Annotated in this window: 28 protein-coding genes; 18 read left to right on the top strand and 10 right to left on the bottom strand. The window is 69.8% G+C overall.

The features are described from left to right. Positions 1-262 precede the first annotated feature (262 nt). The 3 genes from OH802_RS15190 (at position 263) to OH802_RS15200 (ending at position 4369) form a co-directional block, all read left to right on the top strand. Complete coding sequence (locus OH802_RS15190) at positions 263-2065, top strand: hypothetical protein (RefSeq protein ID WP_406019739.1); 1803 nt, start codon at positions 263-265, stop codon at positions 2063-2065. A 68-nt stretch (positions 2066-2133) separates the two neighbouring features. Continuing rightward, complete coding sequence (locus OH802_RS15195; protein WP_406019741.1) at positions 2134-2685, top strand: GNAT family N-acetyltransferase; 552 nt, start codon at positions 2134-2136, stop codon at positions 2683-2685. Between the two features lie 391 nt (positions 2686-3076). Beyond that, a complete protein-coding gene (locus OH802_RS15200) occupies positions 3077-4369 on the top strand; it encodes a DUF222 domain-containing protein (protein WP_406019743.1) in 1293 nt (430 codons plus the stop codon). A 12-nt stretch (positions 4370-4381) separates the two neighbouring features. Here OH802_RS15200 and OH802_RS15205 read toward each other — a convergent pair whose 3' ends face one another. Both OH802_RS15205 and OH802_RS15210 read right to left on the bottom strand, forming a co-directional pair. Continuing rightward, positions 4382-4804, bottom strand: coding sequence for a carboxymuconolactone decarboxylase family protein (locus tag OH802_RS15205; protein ID WP_406019745.1), 423 nt, complete (start codon positions 4802-4804; stop codon positions 4382-4384). A gap of 54 nt (positions 4805-4858) precedes the next feature. Beyond that, the gene (locus OH802_RS15210) at positions 4859-5977 is read right to left on the bottom strand and encodes a substrate-binding domain-containing protein (protein ID WP_406019747.1); all 1119 of its coding nucleotides are present in this window, start codon (positions 5975-5977) and stop codon (positions 4859-4861) included. 95 nt (positions 5978-6072) lie between these two features. On the opposite strand from OH802_RS15210, the gene OH802_RS15215 reads away from it, so the two are divergent. From OH802_RS15215 to OH802_RS15275, 13 genes are all read left to right on the top strand, one after another. Continuing rightward, positions 6073-6471, top strand: a complete 399-nt coding sequence (locus OH802_RS15215) for a MarR family winged helix-turn-helix transcriptional regulator (protein ID WP_406019749.1) — start codon at positions 6073-6075, stop codon at positions 6469-6471. Between the two features lie 115 nt (positions 6472-6586). After that, on the top strand, positions 6587-7828 hold the full coding sequence (gene urtA / locus OH802_RS15220) for an urea ABC transporter substrate-binding protein (RefSeq protein WP_406019751.1): 1242 nt from the start codon (positions 6587-6589) through the stop codon (positions 7826-7828). 4 nt (positions 7829-7832) lie between these two features. Further along, the gene (urtB, locus tag OH802_RS15225; protein ID WP_406019753.1) at positions 7833-8717 is read left to right on the top strand and encodes an urea ABC transporter permease subunit UrtB; all 885 of its coding nucleotides are present in this window, start codon (positions 7833-7835) and stop codon (positions 8715-8717) included. Further along, positions 8714-9850: an urea ABC transporter permease subunit UrtC gene (gene urtC, locus OH802_RS15230; protein WP_406019755.1), complete on the top strand. Its 1137-nt coding sequence runs from the start codon at positions 8714-8716 to the stop codon at positions 9848-9850. The genes urtB and urtC overlap by 4 nt, the downstream gene beginning before the upstream one ends. After that, positions 9847-10614 (top strand): urea ABC transporter ATP-binding protein UrtD, encoded by a 768-nt coding sequence (urtD, locus tag OH802_RS15235; protein ID WP_406019757.1) that lies wholly within the window; start codon positions 9847-9849, stop codon positions 10612-10614. Before urtC ends, urtD begins: the two co-directional genes overlap by 4 nt. Beyond that, complete coding sequence (locus tag OH802_RS15240; RefSeq protein WP_141805280.1) at positions 10614-11291, top strand: ATP-binding cassette domain-containing protein; 678 nt, start codon at positions 10614-10616, stop codon at positions 11289-11291. The genes urtD and OH802_RS15240 overlap by 1 nt, the downstream gene beginning before the upstream one ends. A gap of 25 nt (positions 11292-11316) precedes the next feature. After that, the gene (locus OH802_RS15245; RefSeq protein WP_008357715.1) at positions 11317-11619 is read left to right on the top strand and encodes an urease subunit gamma; all 303 of its coding nucleotides are present in this window, start codon (positions 11317-11319) and stop codon (positions 11617-11619) included. A 13-nt stretch (positions 11620-11632) separates the two neighbouring features. Then, complete coding sequence (gene ureB, locus OH802_RS15250) at positions 11633-11947, top strand: urease subunit beta (RefSeq protein ID WP_406029303.1); 315 nt, start codon at positions 11633-11635, stop codon at positions 11945-11947. Beyond that, the gene (locus OH802_RS15255; RefSeq protein ID WP_406019759.1) at positions 11947-13641 is read left to right on the top strand and encodes an urease subunit alpha; all 1695 of its coding nucleotides are present in this window, start codon (positions 11947-11949) and stop codon (positions 13639-13641) included. Before ureB ends, OH802_RS15255 begins: the two co-directional genes overlap by 1 nt. Before the next feature lie 5 nt (positions 13642-13646). Next, a complete protein-coding gene (locus OH802_RS15260) occupies positions 13647-14309 on the top strand; it encodes an urease accessory UreF family protein (protein ID WP_406019761.1) in 663 nt (220 codons plus the stop codon). Beyond that, positions 14302-15021 carry an urease accessory protein UreG gene (gene ureG, locus OH802_RS15265; RefSeq protein WP_406019763.1) on the top strand — a complete coding sequence of 240 codons (720 nt, stop codon included), beginning with the start codon at positions 14302-14304 and terminating at the stop codon, positions 15019-15021. The genes OH802_RS15260 and ureG overlap by 8 nt, the downstream gene beginning before the upstream one ends. Continuing rightward, positions 14996-15748 carry an urease accessory protein UreD gene (locus OH802_RS15270; RefSeq protein ID WP_406019765.1) on the top strand — a complete coding sequence of 251 codons (753 nt, stop codon included), beginning with the start codon at positions 14996-14998 and terminating at the stop codon, positions 15746-15748. Before ureG ends, OH802_RS15270 begins: the two co-directional genes overlap by 26 nt. 13 nt (positions 15749-15761) lie before the next feature. Then, entirely contained in the window at positions 15762-16787 is a 1026-nt protein-coding gene (locus tag OH802_RS15275) for an Atu2307/SP_0267 family LLM class monooxygenase (RefSeq protein ID WP_406019767.1), read from the top strand. Here the strand turns inward: OH802_RS15275 and OH802_RS15280 are convergent. The 8 genes from OH802_RS15280 to OH802_RS15315 form a co-directional block, all read right to left on the bottom strand. Beyond that, positions 16768-17970, bottom strand: coding sequence for an amidohydrolase (locus OH802_RS15280; protein ID WP_406019769.1), 1203 nt, complete (start codon positions 17968-17970; stop codon positions 16768-16770). The genes OH802_RS15275 and OH802_RS15280 overlap by 20 nt on opposite strands. Then, positions 17967-19190, bottom strand: a complete 1224-nt coding sequence (locus tag OH802_RS15285) for an amidohydrolase family protein (RefSeq protein WP_406019771.1) — start codon at positions 19188-19190, stop codon at positions 17967-17969. Before OH802_RS15285 ends, OH802_RS15280 begins: the two co-directional genes overlap by 4 nt. A gap of 20 nt (positions 19191-19210) precedes the next feature. Continuing rightward, positions 19211-20344, bottom strand: coding sequence for a hypothetical protein (locus OH802_RS15290; protein ID WP_406019773.1), 1134 nt, complete (start codon positions 20342-20344; stop codon positions 19211-19213). Positions 20345-20367: 23 nt separating this feature from the next. Next, entirely contained in the window at positions 20368-21222 is an 855-nt protein-coding gene (locus OH802_RS15295) for an ABC transporter permease (RefSeq protein WP_406019775.1), read from the bottom strand. Further along, on the bottom strand, positions 21219-21992 hold the full coding sequence (locus OH802_RS15300) for an ABC transporter ATP-binding protein (protein WP_406019777.1): 774 nt from the start codon (positions 21990-21992) through the stop codon (positions 21219-21221). Before OH802_RS15300 ends, OH802_RS15295 begins: the two co-directional genes overlap by 4 nt. A 78-nt stretch (positions 21993-22070) precedes the next feature. Continuing rightward, entirely contained in the window at positions 22071-22751 is a 681-nt protein-coding gene (locus OH802_RS15305) for a GntR family transcriptional regulator (protein WP_406019779.1), read from the bottom strand. Then, on the bottom strand, positions 22751-24211 hold the full coding sequence (locus tag OH802_RS15310) for an NCS2 family permease (protein ID WP_406019781.1): 1461 nt from the start codon (positions 24209-24211) through the stop codon (positions 22751-22753). Before OH802_RS15310 ends, OH802_RS15305 begins: the two co-directional genes overlap by 1 nt. 26 nt (positions 24212-24237) lie before the next feature. After that, on the bottom strand, positions 24238-24855 hold the full coding sequence (locus tag OH802_RS15315; protein ID WP_406019783.1) for a TetR/AcrR family transcriptional regulator: 618 nt from the start codon (positions 24853-24855) through the stop codon (positions 24238-24240). A 105-nt stretch (positions 24856-24960) separates the two neighbouring features. Between OH802_RS15315 and OH802_RS15320 the strand changes: the two genes are divergently transcribed. Both OH802_RS15320 and OH802_RS15325 read left to right on the top strand, forming a co-directional pair. Then, positions 24961-25332, top strand: a complete 372-nt coding sequence (locus OH802_RS15320) for a DoxX family protein (RefSeq protein ID WP_406019785.1) — start codon at positions 24961-24963, stop codon at positions 25330-25332. Between the two features lie 22 nt (positions 25333-25354). After that, positions 25355-25996 carry an NAD(P)-dependent oxidoreductase gene (locus tag OH802_RS15325; RefSeq protein ID WP_406019787.1) on the top strand — a complete coding sequence of 214 codons (642 nt, stop codon included), beginning with the start codon at positions 25355-25357 and terminating at the stop codon, positions 25994-25996. Positions 25997-26032 lie beyond the last annotated feature (36 nt).

The following is a 26032-nucleotide window of genomic DNA, read 5'->3' on the forward strand; positions in this document are numbered from 1 at the left end:
TCCCCGAGCGGTTCTGTCGTGACGTACGTGCTCTTCCGTCGTTCTACAGCGCGTGCTCCGGTGGGTCTCGGACGTTGGCTGAACGGTGGGCGAATGTCCCCGGAAGGTTTGACACAGGCACTCCTCATGCCGGTCACCGTTGGGGTACAAGACAAGGGAATCAAAGACACGTGACCCGACTCACCGCGTGCCAGCCCTAGCATCACGCCCAGTTGTGAGCGCTCGACCAAAACCCTCCCCTCACTCGAAGGAATGCGAAGCCATGTCCGACTTCATCAGCGGCATCTTCAACCGTCACAAGAACGAGCAGCCAAAGGCCGGGGAGGGGGAGTCGATCGACGCCTCCGCCCCCGGCTACGGCGAGAGCCTGGCCGCTCCCGAGGCCAGTGCGTACGTCACCGAGGCCCCTGCGCCGCCGGTTGCCGAGCCGGTCGCTGAGCCGGTTGCCGAGACCGTCATCGAGCCCCTCGCCGAGGTCCCCTCGGTCGACCCGCTCTCCGACCCCGAGCACGTCGTCACCGACACCGAGGAGACCCCGGCCGCTGAGGTGGCCGAGCTCGCCGTAGAGGAGGTCGAGGTGGGCAGCGACATCGTGGGTGAGGTGGCCGAGACCGAGCCCGTCGAGGCTCCTGTTGACGAGGTGCCGGCCGAGGCGGTCGAGACCGAGGGCACGTACGAGGCGCCGCTCGAGGGCGTCGACGCCGAAGCCCCCATCGACGAGGCCACCGAGGAGGTCGAGGAGACCGCTGCCGAGGAGCCCGCTGAGGATGCGCCGGTCGATGAGGCGCCGGTCGAGACCGAAGCCGCTGTCGACGCGGCCGACGCCGAGGTGACGGACACCGCGGACGAGGTCGTCGCCGAGGACGTTGTCGTCGAGGGTGCGACCGAGGACGTCGTCGAGGCGACCGAGGTCGAGGTCGACGCTGAGGACACCTTCGTGCCCGCTGACGTGATCGAGTCCGACGAGGCCGAGGAGACCGTCGTCGAGCCGGAGGGTGAGGCGCTCGCCGAGGAGGTCGCCGTCGAGGCGACCGAGGTCGAGGTCATCGAGTCCTTCGAGTCGTCCGACGCGACCGAATCGGTCGAGCCCGACGCCGAGGTGACCGAGGAGACCGTCGGTGAGGCGGAGGACGAGCTGACCGATGTCGAGGCAGAGGAGACGTTCGAGTCTGCCGACCTGGCCGAGTCTGAGGAGGTCGACGCCGAGCCGGCCGACGAGGTTGTCGACGAGGCTGCTGACGTGACCGAGTCGGTCGAGGGCGACGACGCGGAGATCGTCGACGTCGTCGAGGACGAGGCGCTGGCCGAGGAGGTCGCTGTCGACGAGATCGCTGCCGAGGAGGCGCCGGTGGAGACCGAGGACGTCGTTCTGGCTCCCGAGACCGACGAGGCGACCGAGGTCGAGGCCGAGGACACCGACGTGACTGCCGAGGCTGCTGAGGAGGCCGTTGACGAGCCTGCCGAGGAGGTCGAGGCGGCCGTCGAGCCGACCGACGTCGTCGAGGAGGCATCCGAGGAGACCGAGGTCGAGGCCGAGGACACTGAGGCGGTCGTCGACGAGGCGCTGACCGAGGACGACACCGAGGCGCCCGCCGATGAGGTCACCGACGCCGTCGACACCGTCACCGAGGAGACCGAGTCGGTCGACGAGCCTGCCGCGGTCGAGGAGATCGTGTCCGAGACCCCCGCGCCCGGCTTCGCGCCGGAGCCGGTCGTCGAGCCGGAGCCGACCGCCGACTCGACTCTGACCGGTGTGCTGCGCGCCGCCCGTGCCGCCCGCGAGGAGCGCGGGAAGTCGACGGTGAGCGAGGGTCTCGTCGAGCGCCTGGTCCACCACATCGTGGCCAAGGTCGAGGGCGTACACGCCATCGACGACGAGGGCACCGTGGTCGACATCGCCGATGACGTCGCCAACATCACGGTGTCCTACGTGATCGAGTACGGCACCCCGGTCAAGGCCAACGCCGTCACCATCCGCACCAACGTCATCGAGGCCGTCGAGGACTACTTCGACATCGACGTCGAGGCCGTGGACGTCAACGTGAGCGACTTCCACATCGCCTGATCCTCGCCGGATGTCATGAGAGAATGACCGAAAGCCTCGGAGCGCGGTGCGCTCCGAGGCTTTCGTGTATGACGACCCTCCACACGCGCCTCGATCTTCCCCGCCCCCTCACCGCCCGGCTCGCCCGGGCCGAGGACCATCTCGCCCTCCGCCATCTCTGGCTGCTCTTCCGGCACGACATGTCGGGCTTCAGTTCCACCCTTCCGTTCGCCGACGGGACATTTCGGTCCGAGCGGCTCGACGCGGCTCTTCGCGCCGACCCAGGTTGGTGCGCCTGGATTCTCACCGCCGACGTCCATCCCATCGGGTTCGCTCTGGTTCGGGATGCCGACCAGCGTGTACGGATCTTGAACAGCTTCTTTATCGTCGCCGGGGCTCGTCGGGGTGGGGTTGGGCTCCAGTTCGCCCGGGCTGTTCTCTCTGAGTATCCGGGGGAGTGGGGTGTGGCTTATCAGGAGCGGAATCGCGCGGCTGCTGGGTTCTGGGAGCGGGTCACGGCTGGTTGCGATCGGTCTTGGACTGAGACCGTTGGGGCTGGTGGGGTCGTGGATACCTGGATCTCGTTCTCCGTGGGTTCTGCTCGCTGGTCGAGCCGCCGGAGCCGCTATGCGACCGAGTGAGGTCGCCCGGCGAGCTTGCTCGTCCGGGCGCGCCGAGCGAGGGAGCACCCGAGCGAAGCGAGGGCGGCGGAGGCGTGTCGAGACCAACACGGTTCTCTTCTTGGGGAAACCTCGCTTACGGGCTGTGTTTTCGTTTCAGGGGTCGCCGCCGACCCGGTCTTTGAGTGTTTCTCGATCGCGCGCCGCGTCAAGGACGGGCTTCGCCCGCCGCTTCGCGGTGGCCTTCGGCCATCCTTGACTCGGCACCCGATCGAGAAAGATTTCGCCTATATCGGGGCGGCGGCGAGAGAGTGGCGCAGCACTCACGTTTCCTGTTCGCTGACCGCTAAATATGGGTCTGACCTGCTTAAATGAGTCGCGACATGTCGCTCGATCGCATATAATAAGGCCTATGTACGAGACCATCGACCACCTCCTCACAGGGCCGTCCCCGGGCGCGTCCGAGAGTGAGCTGGTCGACTGGATCGCTGGTCTCGAAGGAGTCAAGTGCACCGCCGAGGCGGTCCAGGCAGAAGCGGCGGTACGCCTCGACGAAGCCGTCCGGGCCCGCCAGGCCGATGCTGGGGTTCCCGCCCGCAGGCTTGGCGAGGGCGTGGCCTCCCAGATCGCGCTGGCGCGGCGGGTATCACCCGAGAAGGGCGCCAAGCTCCTCGGGCTGGCGAAGATCCTGACCGCCGAGATGCCGCACACCTTCGCCCTGATGAAAGCCGGGCTGTTCTCGCAATGGCAGGCCACCATCCTTGCCCGTGAGACCGCGTGCTTGTCGGTGGAGGACCGGCGGGTCATCGACCACGAGCTCTGCGCACCCGGTACGGGCGGAGAGCCGGCTCGTGCTGTGTCGATGGGGCTACGCCAGCTCGAGAACGCCGCCAAGAAACTCGCCATCACCCTCGACCAGGCATCCGTCGTCGCCCGCGCCGCGAACGCAGTGAAAGACCGCCGCGTCAGCCTCCGACCGGCACCCGACACGATGACCTGGCTCGGCGCCCTGCTCCCGGTCAAGGACGGCATCGCCGTCTTCGCCGCACTCGATCAAGCAGCCAAGGCTGCCCACGCAGCCGGCGACGAGCGGACCCGGGGTCAGGTCATGGCCGACACCCTCGTCGACCGGATCACCGGCCGCGAGACTGGTGGGAAGCCTCGCATCGAGGTCAAGATCGTGATGACCGCCGACACGCTCACCGGCGATGCCGATCAGCCGGCCATGGTCGAGGGCTACGGACCCGTCCCCGCCGCCTGGGCCCGCGAAGCACTCAACGATGCCGAGGTGTTCGTCCGGCGGTTGTTCACCGACCCCGCCGGGCGGCTGGTCGCGATGGAGTCCCGCTCCAGGAAGGCACCCGACGGGCTGGCTAAGTTCGTCGCGACTCGCGACGGGGGGATCTGTTGCACCAACGGCTGCGACGCCCCGATCCGCAACATCGACCACGTCGAACGCCACACAGACGGCGGCGCCACCAGCGCCGACAACCTCCAAGGGCTGTGCGAGAGGTGCAACCAAGCCAAGGAAGCCCTCGGCTGGCGGGCCAGGCCAGGACCCGACGGCAGCATCATCACCATCACACCCACCGGGCACACCTACATCAGCCCGCCACCCGGCACCTGGAAACCGGACCCACCACGACTGTCCCGAGCAGAGTTCGTGCTGCGCAACGTACTTCTCGACCACACCCTCGCGGCCTGACCCATGGCGCGCTCAGGCGAGGGGGAGGAGGTCGCGTTCGGCGAAGACCTTCTTGGCGGTGAAGGTGGCGTTCAGGGCGCGGGGGAAGCCGCAGTAGACCGCGGAGTGGAGGAATGCCTCGATGATCTGTTCGGGGGTCAGGCCTACGTTGAGGGCGGCGTTGATGTGGACCTCGAGCTGGGGCTCGCAGCCACCCAGGGCGGTGAGCATGCCGAGGGTGACGAGCTGTCGGTCCCGCGGCTCGAGGCCGGGGCGTGCGTAGATCTCGCCGAAGCCCCAGGCGACGACCTGGTGACCGAGCTCCGGGGCTATGTCGGCGAGGGAGTCGATGACTCGGGCCCCGGCCTCGCCGTCGATCGCGTCGAGGATCTCGCGTCCGTGGTCGTGGCGGACGGCGCGGGAGATGGGGTCCTGGGCAGGGTTCTCGAAGGTCATGCCGCGCACGCTAGGAGTTGGAGCGCACTCGAAGTCAACGGACCGCCGCGGGCCTCAGGAGGCGTACGCGATCTGCTCCTGGATCTCGAAGCGGAGGCCGTCGGCGGCGGCGATGTAGACGTCCTGGTCCACGAGGTTGCCGTGCATGCGCATCAGGCCGCGGGGGCTGGAGTAGCTGTGGTGGTCGGTGAGGCGCAGCGCGGGCTCGACGTCGAGCCCGCCGCAGGCGTCGCCGATCTGGCGCAGGAACATCAGCGACTCGTAGCAGGACTCGCCCACGGCGTTGAGGGAGGGCGCGTACTCACCGAAGCGGCGGTAGTAGCGCTCGGCCAGGCCGGCCGACTCGGGGGTGGTGAGGCCGTCGAAGTAGGCGGCGGCCGCGAAGACGTTGGCGTTGGCGCCGGCGCCACCGGCGAGCAGGGTGTTCTCCTCGACCGCGGGGCTCAGCCGGGTCAACGACGAGCTCAGTCCGGCAGCGGCGAACTGGCGGTTGAAGTGCACCGCGTCCTGCCCCATCAGCAGCATGATCACCCCGTCCTGCTCGCCGCCCTCCAGGCCGCGCAGCACGCCGGCGAAGTCGCGGGTCCCCAGCGGGACGTACGTCTCGCTCACGACCTCCGAGGGCGACCCGCGCAGCGCCGCCCGGGCCGTCGACCCGGTGACGCGCGGGAAGACGTAGTCGTTGCCGACCACCGCCCAGCGGGAGACACCGTGGTTGGCCCGCATCCAGGCGGTGGCGGGGAGCAACTGGTTGACCGGGCGCTCGCCGATCATGAAGACCCCAGGAGTGTCGTCGCCGCCCTCGTGCATGGCGGCGAAAGCGTAGAGGGTCCGGCCGCCGACGCGGGCGGTGATCGCCTGGCGTACGGCGGAGATGTGCCAGCCGGCGATCGCGTCGACCCGGCCGAGCTCGACGAGCCGAGCGACCTCGGCGGCGACCTCATGGGGAGCGCGCCCGGCATCGATCGCGACCAGCTCGACCGGCCTTCCGGCGATCCCGCCGCCGGCGTTGAGCTCCTCCGCGGCGAGCTCGCCGCAGGCCAGACAGCCGGGACCGTAGATGCCGGTCGGTCCCTGCATCGGGACCACGAACGCGATCGAGAGGGCGCCCGGCGGACGGGGCGCGAGGCCCAGCAGGGCATGGGACGCCGGGGTGAACGACGGCGGAGACATCGACACCTGCTCCCGAACGGAATGTTGTCCTGATGACTCACCATTGAGCCGTTGGGTGGTTAGGGTACGGCAGACAGCGATCGTGGGGAGGACTCATGGAGGTTGCCGAGACGGTCGGCGCGGATCTGGCCGTGCTGCTCGCCCGGGCGCAGCGGCGGATCGAGCGAGCGCTCGCCGAGGCGTACGCCGAGTTCGACCTCACCGCGGAGCAGTGGCGCATCCTCAGCGTGCTGCTCGACGATCCGGGGCAGACGATGACGCGTCTTGCCCACGGCGCCGCGCTCCCGGCCGGCACGCTGACCAGGCACGTCGACCGGCTGGTCGAGCGCGGGCTGGTGCTGCGCAAGATCCATGCCGAGGACAAGCGCCGCGCCGTGGTCGCGCTCTCGCCGGTGGGCGCCTCGGCAGCCCGGGAGATCCGCGCCCGCCAGCAGACCGAGGCCGTCGCGAGGGTCGCCCGCGACCTGCGGACCGTCCTCGACACGATCGCCTGAGAAGACGTTTCCGCCTGGAAACAAATCCTCACAGAGTCCGACACATCCGCGAAACAACCCGTCCCTAGATTCCTTCCATTCGAGAGCAATTGTCCGATGGAAGGACCCCCATCCCGTGCGTACGAAATTCTCGAGCCGCCTCCTCGCGGCCAGCTCGGTGCTCGCCCTGGGCATGACCGCGACCGCCTGCGGCGGCGCCAAGACCGGTGACACCGCGACCAGCGAGAGCTGCGTCGACACCAGCGGCGACACCATCAAGATCGGCTTCCTCAACTCCCTGTCGGGGACGATGGCGATCAGCGAGACGACCGTCTTCAAGTCCCTGTCGATGGCGGCCGAGGAGATCAATGCCGACGGCGGCGTGCTCGGCAAGAAGCTCGAGATCGTCAGCGAGGACGGCCAGTCCGAGCCGACCGTCTTCGCCGAGAAGGCGACCAAGCTGATCCAGGACGACTGCGTCGCGGCCGTCTTCGGAGGCTGGACCTCCAGCTCGCGCAAGGCGATGCTGCCGGTCTTCGAGGGCAACGACGCGCTGCTCTTCTACCCGGTGCAGTACGAGGGCCTGGAGTCCTCGCACAACATCTTCTACACCGGCGCGACCACCAACCAGCAGATCATCCCCGCCCTCGACTTCCTCAAGCAGGAGAAGAAGATCGAGTCGATCTTCCTGGTCGGCTCCGACTACGTCTTCCCGCGCACGGCGAACAAGATCATCAAGCAGTACGCAGCAGCCAACGGCATCGAGGTCCTCGGCGAGGAGTACCAGCCCCTGGGCTCGACCGACTTCGGCACGGTCGTCGACAAGGTCAAGGCCGCCGGCGCGGACGCGGTCTTCAACACCCTCAACGGCGACTCCAACGTGGCCTTCTTCAAGGAGTACAAGGGCAAGGGTCTGACCGCCTCGGCGATGCCGGTGCTCTCGGTCTCGATCGCCGAGGAGGAGGTCCCGGGCGTCGGCGTGGGCAACCTCGAGGGGCAGTACACCGCCTGGAACTACTACCAGACCATCGACAGCCCGGCGAACCAGAAGTTCGTGACCGACTTCAAGGCTGCCAACGGCGCCAAGGCGGTCACCTCCGACCCGATGGAGGCGGCCTACACGTCGCTGCACCTGTGGAAGGGCATGGTCGAGAAGGCGGACTCGTTCGCGGTCGAGGACGTCATCGACGCCTCCGACGGCGTCACCTACGACGCGCCCGAGGGCACCGTCGAGGTCGACGGCGAGAACCACCACATCGCCAAGACCGCGCTCATCGGCCAGGTGAACTCCGAGGGCCTGATCGACACGGTCTGGTCGAGCGACAAGCCGATCGAGCCGGACCCCTACCTGAAGTCCTACGACTGGTGGAAGAACTAGCCCGTTGGACGCGCTCCTCGCCCAGGTCTTCACCGGCATCTCCGCCGGTGCGGTCCTGCTCCTCATCGCCCTCGGGCTCACCCTGACCTTCGGTCAGATGGGCGTGATCAACATGGCCCACGGCGAGTTCATCATGGCCGGCGCGTACACCGCCTATGTCGTCTCGACCGTCGTCGCCAGCACCGAGCTGAGTCTGCTGATCGCGCTCCCCGTGGGGTTCGTGATCGGCGGGCTGCTCGGGCTGGCGCTCGAGGCGAGCGTGCTGCGGTGGATGTACGCCCGTCCGCTGGACACGCTGCTGGTCACCTACGGCGTCGGCCTCGTCCTGCAGCAGGTCGCGCGTGACATCTTCGGGGCTCCGGCCAAGGAGGTGCCCGCGCCGAGCTGGCTGGACGGGTCCATCCCGATCCTGGGCTACGACTTCCCGCTGACCAGGCTCTTCATCATCCTCCTGGCTGCCGCGTGCGTGGCCGCGCTGCTGGCGGTGCTCCGGTTCACCGCCCTCGGGCGGCAGATCCGCGCGACCGTCGGCAACCGCGACCTCGCCGAGACCATCGGCATCTCGACCCGCCGCACCGACCGGGCCACCTTCTTCATCGGGTCCGGCCTGGCCGGTGTCGCCGGGGTGGCGCTCACGTTGCTCGGGTCGACCGGCCCCAACCTCGGCACGTCCTACATCGTGCAGGCGTTCCTGGTGGTCGTGGTCGGCGGCATCGGGCACCTCAAGGGCACGATCGTCGCGGCTCTCGGGATCGGCTTGCTGCAGGCGTTCCTCGCCCACGCCCTGACCGGCTCGGTGGCCCAGGTGATCGTCTTCCTGGCGATCGTCGCGTTCCTGCAGCTGCGCCCGCAGGGCATCCTCTCGGTCCGGACCAGGAGCCTGGCATGAGCATGAAGAAGGTCTATCCGTACGCCGGCTGGCTGCTGCTCGCGGTCGCCCTGCTCGTCCTCGCTCCGGCGGTCCTGTCCGACTTCCGCCTCGGCCTGCTCGCGAAGTACTGCTGCTACGCCATCGCGGCGGTCGGCATCGGTCTGGCCTGGGGCCGTGGCGGGATGCTGGTGCTCGGCCAGGGGCTCTACTTCGGCATCGGCGCCTACGCGATGGCGATGCACCTCAAGCTCGCCGACGCCGGCCCCGGCGGGGTGCCGGACTTCATGGCGCTCTACGGCGACGCCACGGTGCCGGGTTGGTGGGAGCCGCTGCGCAACGGCGGGCTCGCGCTGGTCGTCATCCTCGTCCTCCCGGCACTGGTGGCGGGCCTGCTGGGGCTCGCGGTCTTCAAGCGGCGGATCAAGGGGGCGTACTTCGCCATCCTGAGCCAAGCGCTCGCTGCCGCCTTCGCGATCCTGCTCGTCGGCCAGGTGAAGACCACCGGCGGCGCCAACGGCCTCAACAACTTCCAGGGCTTCTTCGGGTACGCCCTGTTCGACCCGGCCAACAAGCGGATGCTCTACTTCATCGCCGCCGGGATCTTGCTGGTCTCGATCCTGGTGATGGCCTGGCTCTACGGCACCCGCTTCGGCGAGCTGCTGGTCGCCGTCCGCGACGGCGAGGAGCGGGTGCGGTTCCTCGGCACCGACCCGGCCAACGTCAAGCTCGCGGCGTACGTCATCGCGGCCGTCCTGGCCTCGATCGGCGGGGCGCTCTTCGTGCCGATCGCCGGGATCGTCTCGCCGGACGACGTCGGCGTGGTCGCCTCCATCGGACTGCTCGCCGGGGTCGCGCTGGGCGGGCGGGCCTCGTTGCTCGGCCCGGCCGTCGGCGCGCTGCTGATCGGCTATGCCGAGACCTCGCTCTCCGAGGCCTTCCCGGGGTCGTGGTCGTACTTCCAAGGCGCACTGTTCGTGCTGGTCATCCTGCTGTTGCCGGGTGGGCTGGCACAGCTGCTGGGGCTGGTCGGCCGGCTGAATGTTCGCCGAGGTAACTCGGCGAGCGACCACTTACCTCGTGGAGTTCCACGAGGGGAGCAGGGCGAGACCGAGGTAACTCGGTCGGCATCCGAGGAGGCGGCAGCGAGATGACCCTGACGGTGAGCGACCTGCGGGTCGAGTTCGACGGGTTCGTCGCGATCGACAGGGTCGACCTGACCCTGGAGCCTGGCCGGCTGCACTTCCTGATCGGCCCCAACGGCGCCGGGAAGACGACGCTCGTGGACGCCCTGACCGGGCTGGCGAGCGGAAGTGGTGAGGCGCGCTATCGCACACGCGATCTGCTTTCGCTGGCATCGCACCGGATCACCCGCCTCGGGGTGGGACGTACGTTCCAGACCGCCACGGTCTTCGAAGAGCTCAGCGTGCTGCAGAACCTCGACATCGCCGCCGGGGTGCACCGGGCGCGTTGGCGGCTGATGCTGCCGCGGCGGGGGACACCCGAGCAGGTGGCCGAGGTGCTGGAGACCGTGGGGCTCACGGAGCTGGCGGACCGGCCCGCGGGCGTGCTCTCGCACGGGCAGAAGCAGTGGCTGGAGATCGGCATGCTGCTGGTGCAGGACTCCTCGGTGATGCTGCTCGACGAGCCCGTCGCCGGGATGTCGGCCGAGGAGCGGGAGGCGACCGGGGAGCTGCTGCGCCGGATCAGTCCGGAGCGGACCGTCGTGGTCATCGAGCACGACATGGACTTCGTCCGCAGGTTCGCCGACGTCGTCACCGTCCTGCACGCCGGGAAGGTGATCGCGGAGGGCACGGCTGCCGAGATCCGCGCCGATGCTGAGGTACAACGGGTCTACCTGGGCGACACCGTCGCCGGGGTGACCGAGACGAGCACGGGAACAGGGGAGGACGCCTGATGCTGAGGATCGAGTCGGTCACCGGCGGCTACGGCCGCACCACGGTGCTCCACGAGGTCAGCCTCGAGGTCCCGACCGGCGCCGCGGTGGCGCTGATGGGACACAACGGCGCCGGCAAGACGACTCTGCTCAAGGCGGCGGTCGGGCTGGTCCGGGCCAAGAGCGGCCGGGTGCTGCTCGACGGCGAGGACGTCACCGCGCTGCGACCGAGCGCACGCGTCAAGCGGGGCCTGGGCTACGTCCCGCAGGGCCAGCAGAGCTTCGGCGACATGACCGCACTGGAGAACCTCCAGCTGGTCGGCGACCGCGCCGGGATCAGCGAGATGCTCGACCTGTTCCCCGCGCTCAAGGACCTGCTCGGCAGGCGCGCCGGGCTGCTCTCCGGCGGACAGCGCCAGCAGCTCTCGATCGCGCGTACGCTGCTGACCAGGCCGCGGCTGCTCATCCTCGACGAGCCGACCGAGGGCATCCAGCCCAACGTCGTCGCCGAGATCGAGCGGGTGATCGCCGAGCTCACCGGTCGTGGCGACCTCACCGTGCTGCTGGTCGAGCAGCATGTCGGGTTCGCGCTGCGTACGGCCTCTGCCTACTACATCCTCGAGTCCGGCCGGATCACCGCGCGCGGTGACGGCGGCTCCGAGGCGCACGATCACGTCCGATCCCAGCTGGCCGTCTAGGCCGGCCGTCCAGAGAGTTGGCGAGATGCATCTGACCCCGTCCGACACCGAGAAGCTGCTGCTGTCCGTGGCTGGGATGGTCGCTCGCGACCGGCTCGCCCGTGGGGTGCTCCTCAACTACCCCGAGTCCGTCGCCCTGCTGTCCACTTGGGTGATCGAGCGCGCGCGTGAGGGCGCCCTGGTCTCCGACCTGATGACGCAGGGGCGTGCGGTGCTGACCCGCGAGCAGGTCATGCCCGATGTGGTCGACATGCTCGTCGAGGTGCAGGTCGAGGCGACCTTCCCCGACGGCCGCAAGCTCGTCACCATCCACCAGCCCATCGCCTGAAGCGGAGATGTCCATGCAGTCCAGCGGTCCCGGAGCCGTACGCGTCGCCGACGGCACCATCCGGCTCAACACCGATCGGAGCGAGTCGGAGCGGCGTACGTTGGTGGTCCTCAACACCGGCGACCGGCCGGTCCAGATCGGCTCCCACATCCACCTCGCCGAGGTCAACGCGGCCCTCTCCTTCGACCGTGACGCGGCCGAGGGGTTCCGGCTCGACATCCCGGCCGGCACCTCGCGCAGGTTCGAGCCGGGCGCGTCCCGCGAGGTCGCGATCGTCGCATTCAAAGGTGCTCGTCGTGTGCCCGGCATCCAGATCAAGGAGGCGTGATGGTGGAGATCAGCAGGAGCGAGTACGCCGCGCTCTACGGCCCCACGACCGGCGACCAGGTGCGCCTCGGTGACACCGACCTGTGGATCGAGATCGAGGACGACTTGACCGTCGGCGGCGAGGAGTCGGTCTTCGGCGGCGGCAAGTCGATCCGCGAGTCGATGAACCAGTCGACGGTCACATCGGCCGAGGGCGCCCTCGACACCGTGATCACCAACGCCGTCGTGCTCGACCACTGGGGCATCATCCGGGCCGACGTGGGGATCCGTGGCGGCCGGATCGTGGCCCTGGGCCGCAGCGGCAACCCCGACATCGCAGACGGCGTCCACCCCGACCTGGTCATCGGACCGGGCACCGACGTGGTCAGCGGCGAGGGGAAGATCCTCACCGCCGGGGCGATCGACATCCACGTACACCTCCTCTCCCGCTCCCAGATCGTCGAGGCGATCTCCACCGGCACCACGACCATCGGTGGTGGCGGCACCGGACCCTCGGAGGGCTCCAAGGCCACCACGGTCACCGGCGGGCCGTGGCACCTGGAGACCGTCCACCGCGCGCTCGACGACATGCCGGTCAACCTTCTGCTGATGGGCAAAGGCAACACGGTGTCCGCGGCGGGGCTCGCCGAGCAGGCGCTCGCCGGGGCCGCCGCCTACAAGGTCCACGAGGACTGGGGCTCGACCCCGGCAGCGATCGATGCCGCTCTCAGGGCCGCCGACGAGCACGGTCTCCAGGTGACGCTGCACTCGGACTCGCTCAACGAGGCGGGCTACCTGGAGTCGACCGTCTCCGCGATCGCCGGCCGTTCCATCCATGCCTTCCACGCCGAGGGCGCCGGGGGAGGGCACGCACCCGACATCCTCTCGGTCGCATCGCTGCCCCACGTCATCCCCGGCTCCACCAACCCGACCCTGCCGCACACCGTCAACACCGTCGCCGAGCACCTCGACATGCTGATGGTCTGCCACCACCTCAACCCGCGCGTGCCGGAGGACCTGGCCTTCGCCGAGTCCCGGATCCGGGCGACCACGATCGCCGCCGAGGACGTACTGCACGACCTCGGCGCGCTGTCCATCACCTCCTCCGACGCCCAGGCGATGGGCCGCATCGGCGAGGTCATCTGCCGCACCTGGCAGGTCGCCCACGTGATGAAGGCCCGACTCGGCTCGCTCGGTGGGAAGGCCGACAACATCAGAGCCAAGAGGTACGTCGCGAAATACACGATCAACCCCGCCATCGCGCACGGGATCGCGAGCGAGGTGGGATCCGTGGAGCCCGGCAAGATGGCCGACCTGGTGCTGTGGGACCCGCGGTTCTTCGGCATCCGGCCCGAGGTCGTCATGAAGGCCGGAGCCCTGGTCTGGGGCGCCCTCGGCGACCCGAACGCCTCCATCCCGACCCCGCAGCCGGTGCTCATGCGACCGGCGCTGGTGGGGCCGGGCGCGGACCACGCGGTCTCGTTCGTATCGCCGGCCGCACTGGACGCCGGACTCGCCGACCGCCTCGGCCTGCGCCGCCGCCTCGTCGGGATCGAGCCCACCCGCGAGATCGGCAAGGCCGACATGGTCAACAACTCCGCGACCCCCGAGATCCGGATCGAGCCGGAGACCTTCCGCATCCACGTCGACGGCGAGCTGATCGAGCCCGCCCCAGCGACCGAGCTGCCGCTGACGCAGCTCTACTCGATGTTCTGAGCGCGATGTCAGACGACCTGCTCATGATGCTGCTGGCCGACGCCCGCCTCCCTGTCGCCGGCCACACCCAGTCGGGCCAGCTGGAGGCGGCCGTACGCTCCGGGCTCACCGCCGAGCAGGTGCCGGTCTTCATGCGGTCGCGACTGGCCAGCGTCGTGAGGGTCGAGGCGGGCACGGCGGTGGTTGCGCTGCACCGGCTGCGCGCCGGCCTGCCGCTGGAGCCGGTCTACGACGCCTGGGCCGCCCGCACCCCGGCGGCTCCCATGCGGGACACCTCGCGCACCCTCGGTCGTGCGCTGTTACGGCTGGTCAGGCGCCTGTTCCCGGACTCGTCGCACGTCGCGGAGGTAGCCGGGATCGAGCGGCCCTGCCGCCCGATCGTGCTGGCCGCGGCGGCCGCCACCGGTGGCATCGCGCCGGCCTCGCTGGTCCGGCTGGTGGCGTACGACGACCTGCAGACGGTCGCCTCGGCATCCCTCAAGCTGCTGCCCCTCGACCCGCTCGACGCCACCTCGTGGGTGCACGATCTGCTCCCCGAGGCCGAGCGGCTCGCCGCCGAGGTCGCCCCGCTCACCGAGCCCCAAGACATCCCGGCGCCCAGCGCGCCCCAGCTAGACCTGTGGGCCCAGACCCACGCCCACACGACCAGGAGGTTGTTCAGTGCCTGAAAACACGACGAAGAACGACAGGGGGCTGCGCATCGGGGTGTGCGGTCCGGTCGGGACCGGCAAGAGCTCGCTCATCGCGCTGTTGTGTCGTGAGCTCTCGGCCGATCTGGAGATCGGTGTGGTAACGAACGACATCTACACCGACGAGGACGCCCGCTTCCTCCGCTCCGCCGGCGTGCTCGACCCGGCCCGCATCCGGGCCGTCGAGACCGGCGCCTGCCCCCACACCGCGATCCGTGACGACGTCACCGCCAACCTGATCGCCGTCGAGGAGCTCGAGGAGGAGTTCGCGCCACTGGACGTGGTCCTGGTCGAGTCCGGCGGCGACAACCTCACCGCCACCTTCTCTCCGGCGCTGGTCGACACCCAGATCTTCCTGATCGACGTCGCCGGCGGTGGCGACGTCGCGCGCAAGGGAGGCCCCGGCATCGAGCGTGCCGACCTGCTCGTGGTCAACAAGACCGACCTGGCCCCGTACGTCGGTGTCGACCCGGTCGCGATGGTCTCCGACGCGGGGTCGGTCCGTGAGGGCCGTCCGGTCATCGCGCTCTCGCGCACCGATCCAGCCTCGGTCGAGGCGCTGGTGAAGTGGGTGAGGTCCGAGCTGGCCCGGCACCGCGGCGGTGCCCTGGTTCCGGCCGACCCGGGTCCGATGGCGCCGCACTTCCACGCGGACGGCACCAGCCATGTCCACGACCATCAGCACGCCTGAGCTGGCCAGTGGCTCCCTGACCCGCGTGCGGGTCGGGGCGGTCGACGGTGGCCGGGTGCGCGTCGAGACCGACGTCACCGGACCCTCGACGGCGCCGGCGCTGCGGCCGATGCTGCTCTCCAGCGACGCCCGCTCGGCGCGGATCTCGCTGGTCCCCGACGGCGCGATGCTCCTCGCCGGCGACGAGGTCACGGTCGAGGTCGAGGTGGGGGAGGGCGCCAGCCTGACCCTGGTCGAGCCGGCCGGGACGGTCGCCTACGACATGGACGGCGGCCACGCGTCCTGGACGGTCGCGATCACCCTCGCGGCGAACGCCAGCCTGGTCTGGGCCGGGGAGCCCTTCGTGGTCTCCGCCGGCGCCGACGTCACCCGTGACACCCGGGTCACCCTCGCTCCGACGGCAAGGCTCGCCCTGCGCGAGACCCTCGTCCTCGGCCGTCACGGCGAGCGTCCCGGCCGGGTGGCCACCACCTGGTCGGCCCATCAGGCCGACGGGCGCCCGCTCCTGGTCGAGTCCCTCGACCTGGACGCGAGCTCGCTGGCGCCCGGGATCCTGGGCCCGCACCGCGTGCTCGCCTCGGTCACCGTGCTCGGGCGAGACGTACCGCCCGACGCCTGCGCCGACGGCCGGCTCGACCTGGAGCGCGGCGGCACCGTGTGGCGCCACCTGGCCGGCGAGACCCACGAGGTCCCGGCGGGGCCTTGGGAATGCGCCACGGCTGGTTGAGGTTTCAACAGGCGTGACTGACATCGAGTTCGGCCTGGACACCTTCGGCGGGGTCACCCGCGACGCCGAGGGCATGCCGCAGCACCACGCGCAGGTGATCCGGAACATCGTCGAAGAGGGTGTGCTCGCCGACCAGGTCGGGCTCGACTTCTTCGGCGTGGGCGAGCACCACCGCCGCGACTTCGCCGTCTCCAGCCCGGAGATGGTGCTCGCCGCGGTCGCCTCCCGCACCGAGCGACTGCGGCTCGGCTCCGCGGTGACCGTACTCAGCTCCGACGACCCGGTGCGGGTCTTCGAGCGGTTCGCCACTCTCGACGCGGTCTCGCAGGGCCGCGCGGAGATCGTCGCCGGACGCGGATCGTTCACCGAGTCGTTCCCGCTGTTCGGCTTCGACCTCGCCGACTACGAGGAGCTCTTCGAGGAGCGGCTCGAGCTGCTCGCCGCCCTGCTCAAGGAGGAGAAGGTCACCTGGGAGGGCCGCACTCGCGCAGCGCTCACCGACCAGGAGGTCTTCCCGCGCACCGAGAACGGCCTGACGGCATGGGTCGGCGTCGGTGGGAGCCCGGAGTCGGTCGTACGCACCGCTCGCCACGGCTTCGGCCTCTTCCTGGCGATCATCGGTGGTCCGGCCGACCGGTTCGCGCCCTACATCGATCTCTTCGAGCGCGCCCAGGACGAGTTCGGGGTGCCGCGGAAGCGCGTCGCCGTCCACTCGCCCGGGTTCGTCGCGGCGACCGACGAGCAGGCCCGCGAGACGGTCTACGAGGGCTGGCTGGCCATGCGCACCCAGATCGGCCGTGAGCGCGGCTGGCCGCCGCCCTCGCCCGGCGACTTCGAGCGCGAGATCGAGGGCGGGTCGCTCTACGTCGGCTCGCCGGAGACGGTCGCCCGGAAGCTGGCCGGCACCATCAAGGTGCTCGGCGTCGACCGGTTCGACCTGAAGTACGACCAGGGCCAGGTGCGCCACGAGGACCTGATGGGCTCGATCGAGCTCTACGGCACCCAGGTCGTGCCGCTCGTCAAGGACATGCTGGGCTGACCTCGACGGTCTCCAAGCGCGTCGCCACCACCTCGCCGGCATGCAGAACGGTCCGCGAGGTGGGGCTGGCGGCGATGGCCGCGGCGGGGGTCGGAACGTCGAGGACCAGCAGGTCCGCAGGCGCGCCGACGACGATGCCGTACGCCTCCAGCCCGAGCGCCCGTGCGGCCGCGTCAGTGACCAGGTCGAGCGCCACCGTCAGGGTCTCGTCGGTCCGGAACCCGGACTGGTAGGCGACCTGGCGCGCGATGGCGAGCATGTCACCGTCGCCGTAGGGCCACCAGGCGTCGCGGATGTTGTCCGAGCCGGCGAGCACCGTGGCGCCCTCCTCGCGCAGCGCCAGCACCGGCGGCATCGGCCCGGCCGGCCCGTTGGTCAGCACCGAGACGCCAGCCTCGGCGAAGAGCCCACCTATCCGGCGGGCCTCTTGGAGGGGGATCGAGCCGAGGCCGTACGCGTGGCTGACGTTCACCTTTCCGCCCAGGCCCTCGGCGCGGGTGCGGGCGGCGATCAGCTCGTACTGGCGTACGGCGCTCGCGCCCAGGTCGTGGAGGTGGATGTCCACGCCGGCGCCGTGCCGGGCGGCGAGCCCGAAGACGACGTCGAGGTGAGCCTCGGCGTCGCCGTCGAAGCCGTCCGGGTCGAGCCCGCCGACGACGTCCGCGCCCGCGGCCAGCGCCTCGTCGAGGAGCTTCTCGGTGCCGGGCGAGGTGGTGATCCCGCTCTGCGGGAAAGCCACGATCTCGATGCGCAGCCGGTCACGGAGCGCCTCGCGCACCTCCAGGACAGCTTCGAGCCCGGCCAGGCCGACCTCGGGGTCGATGTCCACGTGCGTACGCGCCGTCCCGGTGCCGAACGAGATCATCTGCTCCGCCAGCGCGCGAGCGCGCTCCACCACAGGCACGCCGACCTCGCCGCGCAGGGTGTGCTCGGCCGCGACCCGCTCGCGGACGGTCGTGCCGGGGCGGTGCGGCTGCCAACCGGAGCCGACCAGGGTCTTGTCCAGATGGGCGTGACCGTTGACTAGGGCGGGCAGGAGGAGCGCGCCGCCGAGATCCAGGTCTGCGCCGGCCGCCCCCGACGAGGCGGGCGAGATCCCCGAGATCCTCCCGTCGGCTACCGAGACATCGACTCGGGAGCCGTCCGCCAGGGTGGCGTTGCGAAGTGTCCTGCTGCCGGTCATGAGGTGACCTCCATGGTCTGCGTACGAATGCTTCGTTGCTCGTGCACGAGCGCCCCGGACCGGATCGAGGCCAGGACGGATGGGACCTGCAGTGCGACGAGACGGGGGTCCTCGGTGTCCAGGACCACCAGGTCGGCGACGTCGCCGACGGTCGTGCCGTGCGGGGCCCGTCCGAGGATCCCGGCCGGGTGGTCGGTGATCGAGGCGACGAGCAGATCCAGCATCTCAGGGCCGACCAGCTGCCGGGTCAGCCCGGCGGTCCACGCTGCCTGGAGCAGGTTGCCGTTGCCGTAGGGCGAGAAGGCGTTGTGCAGGTTGTTGTTCGAGACCGCGACCCGCACCCCGGCAGCGTGGGCACGCTCCAGCGGAGCCAGGCTGCGGCTGCCGGGCTCGCCGGCACCGCCGAGGTAGAGGTCGGTCGCCGGCATGACGACCAGCGAGATCCCGGCCTCCGCCATCAGGTCGTACGCCACCTCCTGCTCGTCCACCGGCATCGCCGCCAGCTTGGTGACGTGCCCGATGGTGACCTGGCCCTGCATGCCGAGGGCGCGGGTGCGCTCGGCGACGGCCGCGACCATCGACCCGGCCGGGTCGTCGTCGAAGTCGAGGTGCAGGTCGACGGGGAGGCCGAACCGCTCGGCCAGGCCGAAGACGGTGTCGAGGTGGGCCTCCTGGTCGTCGTCGACGTAGGGACACCCGCCGACGACACCGCCGCCGTGCCGCAGCGCGGCGCTCATCAGCGCGGTCACCTCGCGGGTGAGCCCGTTCTGCGGGAAGACCGAGAGCTGCAGGTCGATCCGCGCGGCGTTCTCCTCGCGCAGCGCGATGTGCAGGTCGAGCATGTCGAGCCGGATGTCGGCGTCTACCTCGACGTGCGCACGCGCGGCCACGACCCCGTGGCGCACCAGCGACTCCACGCCCCGCCGGGCGCCGACCTCGACGATCGCCGCGGGCTGCGTACGCCGCACCTCCTGCATCAGCGCGATCGCCGGGCCCACGCCCGGGCCGGTGGGCTCGAGTCCACCGGCGCCGAGCAGGTGTGCCTTGTCGAGGTGGACATGAGCGTCGACGAAGGCGGGCATCACGACCGCGCCGGCGGCGTCCAGCACGGTCTCCGGCCCGATGGGGGACGGGCCGGAGACCGTGGAGATCATTCCGGCGTCGATCCCGAGATCGACCAGGCCGGTGGACGTACGGGCCCCGAGAATGCGAGCGATCACAGTGCTTGCTCGATGTGGGGTCAACGCTTGATCTCGGGGTCGATGTAGTCGTTGGTGACCAGCTCGTCGCCGGTGATCTCCGGGACGTCCTTGCCGCCGTCCTTCAGCACCGCGGTCATCGTCTCGATCACGCTGTCGACGCGCGCGACGTCGAAGCTGCCGTAGGCGCCGTCCGGGCCGTTCGCGACGAGCCCCGCCTCGACCTGGACCTTCACCGAGTTCTCGTTGCCGCCGGGGGTGATCGGGGGACCGTCCTTGATGGCGTCGGCGATCTCGATCAGGGTGTCGTTGACCGGCTTCGGGTCTTTCAGGTAGTCGATCTCCGACTGCTGCAGCAGCGGCACCAGCTCCTTCAGGCACGGGCTCAGCGTCTCCTCATCGTCCGCCCGGACCGCGTACGCCTGCTGGTAGACCTGGTAGCCGGCGTCGTCGAGCATCAGGTGGGCGGTCGGCTTCGCCCACTCGGCGACGTCGTGCTCCCAGCGGTAGGGCTCGTTGCTGACGTAGCCCTGCTGGAACAGCGCGCCGTCGTCGGCGACGAAGCGGCTCGGGCTGCCGTCGAAGGAGCCGTCGAGCTGCTTCTCGTCGACGAGGCCCTCGTGCACCAGGTAGTCGACCCAGCTGACGCCCTGGGCGTGCAGGACCGGCGCGCCGGTTGCCTTCACGTCGTCCCAGGTCTTGACCTCTGGGAACTTGACCGGGTCGAACATCACCATGAACGGCGACTTCTGCATCATCGTGAACACCCCGCGGGTGGGGAACTTCTCGTAGTCGCGGATCGCGATGTCGGTCGCGACCACGCCGAGGTCGATGGTGTCGTCGGTGTACATCTGGGCGGTCACCGGCTGGCCGCCGATGAAGGGCCCGCCGAGCCGGATCTCGGCGGTGACGCCGGTGTCGCCGATCTCGCCGACGTAGGCGCCCTTGTCGACGTCGATCTCGCCGTCGGGGCCGATCAGGTTGTAGGCGGGCGAGCGCTCGGGGGTGGCGTACCAGTCGGTCTGGATGACCACGGTCGACGGGCAGACTGCGGCGAGCGATCCCTTCGGGGCGTCGGGGTCGCCGATCGCCTCCTCGCTGGTACCGCATCCGGTGAGCGCGAGCGCGGCCAGGGCGGTGGTTGCGGTGATCCGGGTCCAACGGGCGTACGTCATGGGGTTCTCTCCAGTGTGGGGGGTCAGCGGCGAGGTGAACGGTGGGCCTCGACGGCGCGCAGGATGGCGCCGAAGAGCAGGAAGAGGGCGATCCCGACCAGCGAGGAGGCGGCCAGGGCGGCCATCATCAGATCGGTGTCGAGGCTCTGCCGGTAGGTGTCGATCAGCCGGCCGATGCCGGGCTGTCCCTGCCGGAAGAAGAAGTCGGCGATGATCGAGCCGACCACAGCCATCCCGGCCGAGATCCGGAAGCCGGCGAGCGCGGCCGGGAGCGCGGCGGGCAGCTGCAGGTGGATGAGCCGCTGCCACCGCGAGGCGCGGAAGAGCGAGAACTGGTCGTGCAGGTTGTCGTCGACCGAGGCGATGCCGAACATCGTGTTGGTGATGATCGGGAACAGCGAGTGCAGCACGCACACGACCAGCCGTGAGGTGAACTCGTAGCCGAACCAGAAGCCGAGCAGCGGCACCATCGCCAGGATCGGGATCGTCTGCAGGATGACGGCATAGGGGTAGAACGACGCCTCAGCCCAGCGGGCCTGGCTCATCACGATCGCGAAGAAGACACCGATCGCCATCGCCAGCAGCAGACCCACCAGGGCGACCTTCGTGGTCGACCACAGCGCGGTGAAGATCTCGGTGCGGCCGGCCTGCTCCAAGAAGCCCGCCTCGAGCACCTCCCAGGGCGAGGGCAGCAGGAACTGGCGGGTGGGGGAGAGGAGCTGGGTGCTGACCAGCGTCCACACCCCGAGGACGACCACCAGGGTGAGGACCGGTGCGATCCAGCGTACGGTCCGGCTGCCGTGGCCCGGGTCGAAGCGGAGGAACGGGACCGTCGTCAGCGCGCGGGTCTCCGGCTTGGTCTCGACCAGCGTGGTCATGCCGCCTCCTCGGTGCTGCGGTGGGCGCCGGCGAGCGCGTCGGAGACCTGACGGCACAGCTCGGCGTAGTCGCTGCTGAAGCGCAGGCCCTCGGGGCGCGGCCGGGGCAGGTCGATGCGGAGGTCGGCGACGATCCGTCCCGGCTGGGAGGAGAAGACCAGCACCCGGTCGGAGAGGAAGACCGCCTCGGGGACCGAGTGGGTCACGAAGATCCCGGTGAACGGGTCGGTCGCCATCAGGGTGTCGAGCTGGCCGTTGAGGTCCTGGCGGGTGATCTCGTCGAGGGCGCCGAACGGCTCGTCGAAGAGGAACAGCTCCGGTCTCTGGACCAGCGAGCGAGCGATCGAGACCCGCATCCGCATCCCGCCCGAGAGCTGGGCCGGCCGATGGTCCGCGTACGCAGCCAGCCCGACGACCTCGAGCGCCGCGCGTGCCCGCTCCTCGGCCTCCGCCTTCCTCGTCCCGGCGAGCCGCAGCGGGAGGACCACGTTGCCCAGAGCCGTACGCCACGGCAGCAACGTCGCGTCCTGGAAGACGTAGCCGACCTCGCCGTCGCCACGCTCGACGCTGCCGCTGGTGGGCAGGTCGAGGCCGGCGACCATGCGGAGCATCGTCGACTTGCCACAGCCCGAGGGCCCGACGAAGGAGACGAACTCACCGGCGCGGATCTCGAAGCTCGCCTCGGCGAGCGCGGTGGTGCCGTTGGGGAACGACCTGGTGACGCTGTTGCCGGCCACCAGCACGGGCGGCTCCGTATACCGTTCGATCATTCTTGTATACAAACAGCGCGCGGTTTCGTCCCCGTTTCAGACGACGGCCGGTCTGGTTACGCCGGGTTCAAGGCGAGGTCAGGGGCGCTGGCGCTCCGCGCGGGCCACCAGCAGGTCGACGAGCAGGTCGGCGTCACGGGTAACATCGGCACGCATCGAGGACTCGGCCCGCTCCTGGTCACCGGCCAGGATCGCCTCGGCGATCTCCTGGTGGTGCTTCCACGACTGGCCCGAGCGCTCCTCGAGCTGCATCTCGAAGACCCAGCGCACCTGCATCCGCAGCGACCGGGTCATCTTGGCGAGCTCGTCGTTGCCCGAGGCGATCCCGACGGCGTCGTGGAACCGCGCGATCAGCTCCGGCAGTGCGGCGTAGTCGCCGGTGGCGGTCGCCCGGGTGCCGAGCTCGAGCACCTCGGTGAGCTCCTCGCCCTGGTCGCCGCCACGGCGCCGGGCCGCGAGCCCGGCCGCGAGGACCTCGAGGTTCTCCCGGATGACCATGAGCTGCCGGGTCCGCTGTGCCGAGGGGAACGCCACCGTCGCGCCGCGTCGCGGGACGGTGTCGACGAACCCCTCCTGGGCCAGCACGTGCAGCGCCTCCCGCGCCGGGACTCGGGAGACGCCGTACTCCGTGGCCAGCGCCTGCTCACGCAGCCGGTCGCCGGGAGCCAGCTCGCCGGCCATGATCTTGCGACGGATGTCGCGCGCGACCACCTCGCGCAGCGGCTGCCGGGTGGCCGGATCCGGCGCCCGCTCGCTCATCAGCCGATCCAGCTCGAGATCGGGTGGATCGCGAAGTAGACGGCGAACATGGCCGCGACCAGCCACATCAGCGGGTGCACCTTCTTGGCGTTGCCGCGGACGACCTGGATGAGCACGTAGGCCAGGAAGCCGGCGCCGATGCCGACCGAGATCGAGTAGGTGAACGGCATCAGCGCGATCGTCAGGAACGCCGGGATGGCGATGTCCGGATCGGCCCAGTTGATGTCCTTGACCTGCTGCATCATCAGGAAGCCGACCAGCACCAGGGCCGGCACCGCCGCCTCCGACGGGATCACCGTGACCAGCGGAGCCAGGAAGGTGGTCAGCAGGAAGAGCACGCCGGTGACGACCGCGGCCAGACCGGTGCGGGCGCCCTCGCCGACGCCGGAGGCGGACTCGACGTAGGAGGTGTTCGAGGAGACACCGCCGGCGCCACCCGCGGCGGCGGCCAGCGAGTCGACGACCAGGATCGAGCGCGTACGCGGCGGGGTGCCGTCCTTGCGCAGCAGCCCGGCCTCGGAGCCGATCGCGGTCATTGTCCCCATGGTGTCGAAGAAGTCGGCGAGCATGAGCGTGAAGATCAGCAGCACCGCGGTCACGATGCCGACGCTCTCGAAGGAGCCGAGCAGGTTGAACTCGCCCAGCGTCGCGAACGAGGGCCAGTCGACGATCTTGTCCGGCATGGCCGGCACGTTGAGCGACCAGCCGGTCGGGTTCTCGGCGCTGCTCGCGCCGAGGTCCGCGATGGCCTCGACGATGATGGCCAGCACCGTGGTCGCGGCGATCGAGATCAGGATCGCGCCCCGCACCTTGCGCACCCACAGGGTGATCACCAGGGCCAGGCCGATCACGAAGACCAGCACCGGCCAGCCCGCGAGCTGCCCGGTCGGGCCCAGCTGCACCGGAACGGTGGTGTTCGCGGCGTCGGGGATGCGGCGTACGAACCCGGCATCGACGAACGCGATCACCGCGATGAACAGGCCGATACCGACCGAGATCGCGGTCTTGAGCTCGCGCGGGACGGCGTGGAAGACGGCCTCCCGGAACCCGGTCAGGACCAGCACGAGGATCACCAGACCCTCGATCACCACCAGCCCCATGGCGTCGGCCCAGGTCATCTGGCCGGCGATCGAGAAGGCCACGAAGGCGTTGAGTCCGAGCCCGGTCGCCAGGGCGAGGGGATAGTTGGCGACGACGCCCATCAGGATCGTCATCACGCCCGCCACCAGCGCGGTTCCGGCCGCGATCGCGGCCAGGTTGTCGCCGCTGGTGCCGCCGAGGAGGTCGCCGTTCACGTCCTCCGCGAACCCGAGGATCAGCGGGTTCAGCGCGACGATGTAGGCCATCGTGAAGAACGTGACCACGCCGCCGCGGACTTCGCGCCCGACCGTGGAGCCACGGGCGCTGATCTGGAAGAACCGGTCAAGAGCGTTGGTGCGTGATGGCGTCGAGGTGCTCACGGCGGCATCTTCGCAGATCGCGCCGGTCAGTCGGTCAGGCGCATCAGCGCGCGGTACATCTGCCGAGGCGTGGGCGGCTCGGGAAGCGGTTGCGCCGCCTCGGCGGCGAAGGCCTGGATGAGAAAGCCGACCAGCCGTTTCCAGGCGTCCGGAGCCGCGTTGCGGGTCGCGTTGACCACTCCCGCGTTGGCCATCAGGATGAGTGGCACGTCCTGGTGGGTGAAGTCCTGCCGGAGCCTTCCACTCGCCTTGGCGCGATCCAGCAGTACGCCGAGTGCTTCGGCCGCGCGGTTGCGGTCGTCCTCGAGTGCTTTCGCAGTGGGGAAGGTGAGCGTGAGCACGTCGGCGAATCCCCTGTCGTCGGCCTGCATCCGGCACACCCGCTCGATGTAGCCGCAGAACCCCCGCCACGGATCCGGGTCGGCCAGCGCCTCGTCGGTGGCCGCGACGTAGGCAGCCATCCTGTCGGCGAACACCGCGCCGACCAGGTCGTCGCGAGTGGGGAAGCGGCGGAAGAGCGTCGCCACCCCGACGCCGGCGCGGCGGGCGACCTCGTTGGTCGAGGCATCCAGGCCCTGCTCGGCGAAGAGCTCGCGCGCGGCGTCGAGCACCCGCTCGCGGTTCCTCTCGGCATCTGCACGCATGGCGGCATCCTATCCACTGATGTGGAATAGATGTTCCACTTGCCCTGTTAGGGTCCACGAAACGGAGTACCCACTCCACTAATACGACTCCGAGAGAGAAGAACCATGAACGTGTTCCTGTGGATCCTGCAGGCCCTGCTGGCCGCGATGTTTCTGATGGCCGGGGTGATGAAGGCGACCCAGCCGAAGGAGAAGATCGCCGCGAAGCTGCCGTGGGCCGAGGACTACTCGGCCGGCACCGTGCGCTTCATCGGCATCGTGGAGCTGTTGGCCGCGGTCGGCCTGATCCTGCCCGCGGCCCTCGGCATCCTGCCCGTCCTGACCCCGCTGGCCGCGACCGGTCTGGCCGTCGTGATGGTGCTCGCCATGAATGTCCACCGCCGCCGCAACGAGCCGGGCGCGATCGCCTTCAATGCCGCGATCCTCGTCGTCGCGGCCGTCGTCGCGTGGGGCCGCTTCGGGCCGTACGCCTTCTGAGCTGCCTGAGGAGAGACGACCCGTGAACATCACCGTCTTCGGCGCCACCGGCGCCATCGGCCAACTCACCGTGGCCGAGCTGCTGGACCACGGCCACACCGTGACCGCCTACGCCCGCAACCCCCAGAAGGTCCCCGCCTCCTGGGCCGACAACGTACGTGTCGTCCTCGGCGAGATGTCCGATGCCGAGGCCGTCGACTCCGCGGTCGCCGGCGCCGATGCCGTCATCTCCACGCTCGGCCCGAGCATGGACCGCAGGGCCGTCGGCACACCTCTGGTTCCCGGCACTGGCTACATCCTCGCCTCGATGAAGAACCATGGCGTACGCCGCTTCGTCGGTCACGCCACCCCTTCGATCCTCGACCCGCAGGAGTCACCGACCGCGGTCAATCGGCTGACCAGCTTCTTGGCCCGGACCTTCCTTCCCCGTGCCTACGAGGAGCTGGTCGGCATGTCTGACCAGATCAAGTCCTCTGGCCTGGACTGGACGATCGTCCGGTTCATCCGGCCGACGGACAAGCCCAAGCAGCCCCGCGTACGCATCGGCTTCTTCGGCACGGACCGGCTCGGATTTCCCGTCTCCCGTGCAGATATCGCTGCGATCACAGCCGCTCAGGTCGAGGACGACGGGTACGTTGGACGTGCCCCAGCGATCAGCAACTGAAGCCGCCAGATCACGAATGGAAGTCACGAATGGAAG

The organism is Nocardioides sp. NBC_00850 (assembly GCF_045207335.1).
GTDB lineage: Bacteria > Actinomycetota > Actinomycetes > Propionibacteriales > Nocardioidaceae > Nocardioides.

Excerpts from the sequence above, each read along its gene's own strand:
- OH802_RS15190 (WP_406019739.1), top strand. The coding sequence starts at position 263 with ATGTCCGACTTCATCAGCGGCATCTTCAACCGTCACAAGAACGAGCAG.
- OH802_RS15195 (WP_406019741.1), top strand. The coding sequence starts at position 2,134 with ATGACGACCCTCCACACGCGCCTCGATCTTCCCCGCCCCCTCACCGCC.
- OH802_RS15200 (WP_406019743.1), top strand. The coding sequence starts at position 3,077 with ATGTACGAGACCATCGACCACCTCCTCACAGGGCCGTCCCCGGGCGCG.
- OH802_RS15205 (WP_406019745.1), bottom strand. The coding sequence starts at position 4,804 with ATGACCTTCGAGAACCCTGCCCAGGACCCCATCTCCCGCGCCGTCCGC.
- OH802_RS15210 (WP_406019747.1), bottom strand. The coding sequence starts at position 5,977 with ATGTCTCCGCCGTCGTTCACCCCGGCGTCCCATGCCCTGCTGGGCCTC.
- OH802_RS15215 (WP_406019749.1), top strand. The coding sequence starts at position 6,073 with ATGGAGGTTGCCGAGACGGTCGGCGCGGATCTGGCCGTGCTGCTCGCC.
- urtC (WP_406019755.1), top strand. The coding sequence starts at position 8,714 with ATGAGCATGAAGAAGGTCTATCCGTACGCCGGCTGGCTGCTGCTCGCG.
- urtD (WP_406019757.1), top strand. The coding sequence starts at position 9,847 with ATGACCCTGACGGTGAGCGACCTGCGGGTCGAGTTCGACGGGTTCGTC.
- OH802_RS15240 (WP_141805280.1), top strand. The coding sequence starts at position 10,614 with ATGCTGAGGATCGAGTCGGTCACCGGCGGCTACGGCCGCACCACGGTG.
- OH802_RS15245 (WP_008357715.1), top strand. The coding sequence starts at position 11,317 with ATGCATCTGACCCCGTCCGACACCGAGAAGCTGCTGCTGTCCGTGGCT.
- ureB (WP_406029303.1), top strand. The coding sequence starts at position 11,633 with ATGCAGTCCAGCGGTCCCGGAGCCGTACGCGTCGCCGACGGCACCATC.
- OH802_RS15255 (WP_406019759.1), top strand. The coding sequence starts at position 11,947 with ATGGTGGAGATCAGCAGGAGCGAGTACGCCGCGCTCTACGGCCCCACG.
- OH802_RS15260 (WP_406019761.1), top strand. The coding sequence starts at position 13,647 with ATGTCAGACGACCTGCTCATGATGCTGCTGGCCGACGCCCGCCTCCCT.
- OH802_RS15270 (WP_406019765.1), top strand. The coding sequence starts at position 14,996 with ATGTCCACGACCATCAGCACGCCTGAGCTGGCCAGTGGCTCCCTGACC.
- OH802_RS15280 (WP_406019769.1), bottom strand. The coding sequence starts at position 17,970 with ATGACCGGCAGCAGGACACTTCGCAACGCCACCCTGGCGGACGGCTCC.
- OH802_RS15290 (WP_406019773.1), bottom strand. The coding sequence starts at position 20,344 with ATGACGTACGCCCGTTGGACCCGGATCACCGCAACCACCGCCCTGGCC.
- OH802_RS15295 (WP_406019775.1), bottom strand. The coding sequence starts at position 21,222 with ATGACCACGCTGGTCGAGACCAAGCCGGAGACCCGCGCGCTGACGACG.
- OH802_RS15300 (WP_406019777.1), bottom strand. The coding sequence starts at position 21,992 with ATGATCGAACGGTATACGGAGCCGCCCGTGCTGGTGGCCGGCAACAGC.
- OH802_RS15305 (WP_406019779.1), bottom strand. The coding sequence starts at position 22,751 with ATGAGCGAGCGGGCGCCGGATCCGGCCACCCGGCAGCCGCTGCGCGAG.
- OH802_RS15315 (WP_406019783.1), bottom strand. The coding sequence starts at position 24,855 with ATGCGTGCAGATGCCGAGAGGAACCGCGAGCGGGTGCTCGACGCCGCG.
- OH802_RS15320 (WP_406019785.1), top strand. The coding sequence starts at position 24,961 with ATGAACGTGTTCCTGTGGATCCTGCAGGCCCTGCTGGCCGCGATGTTT.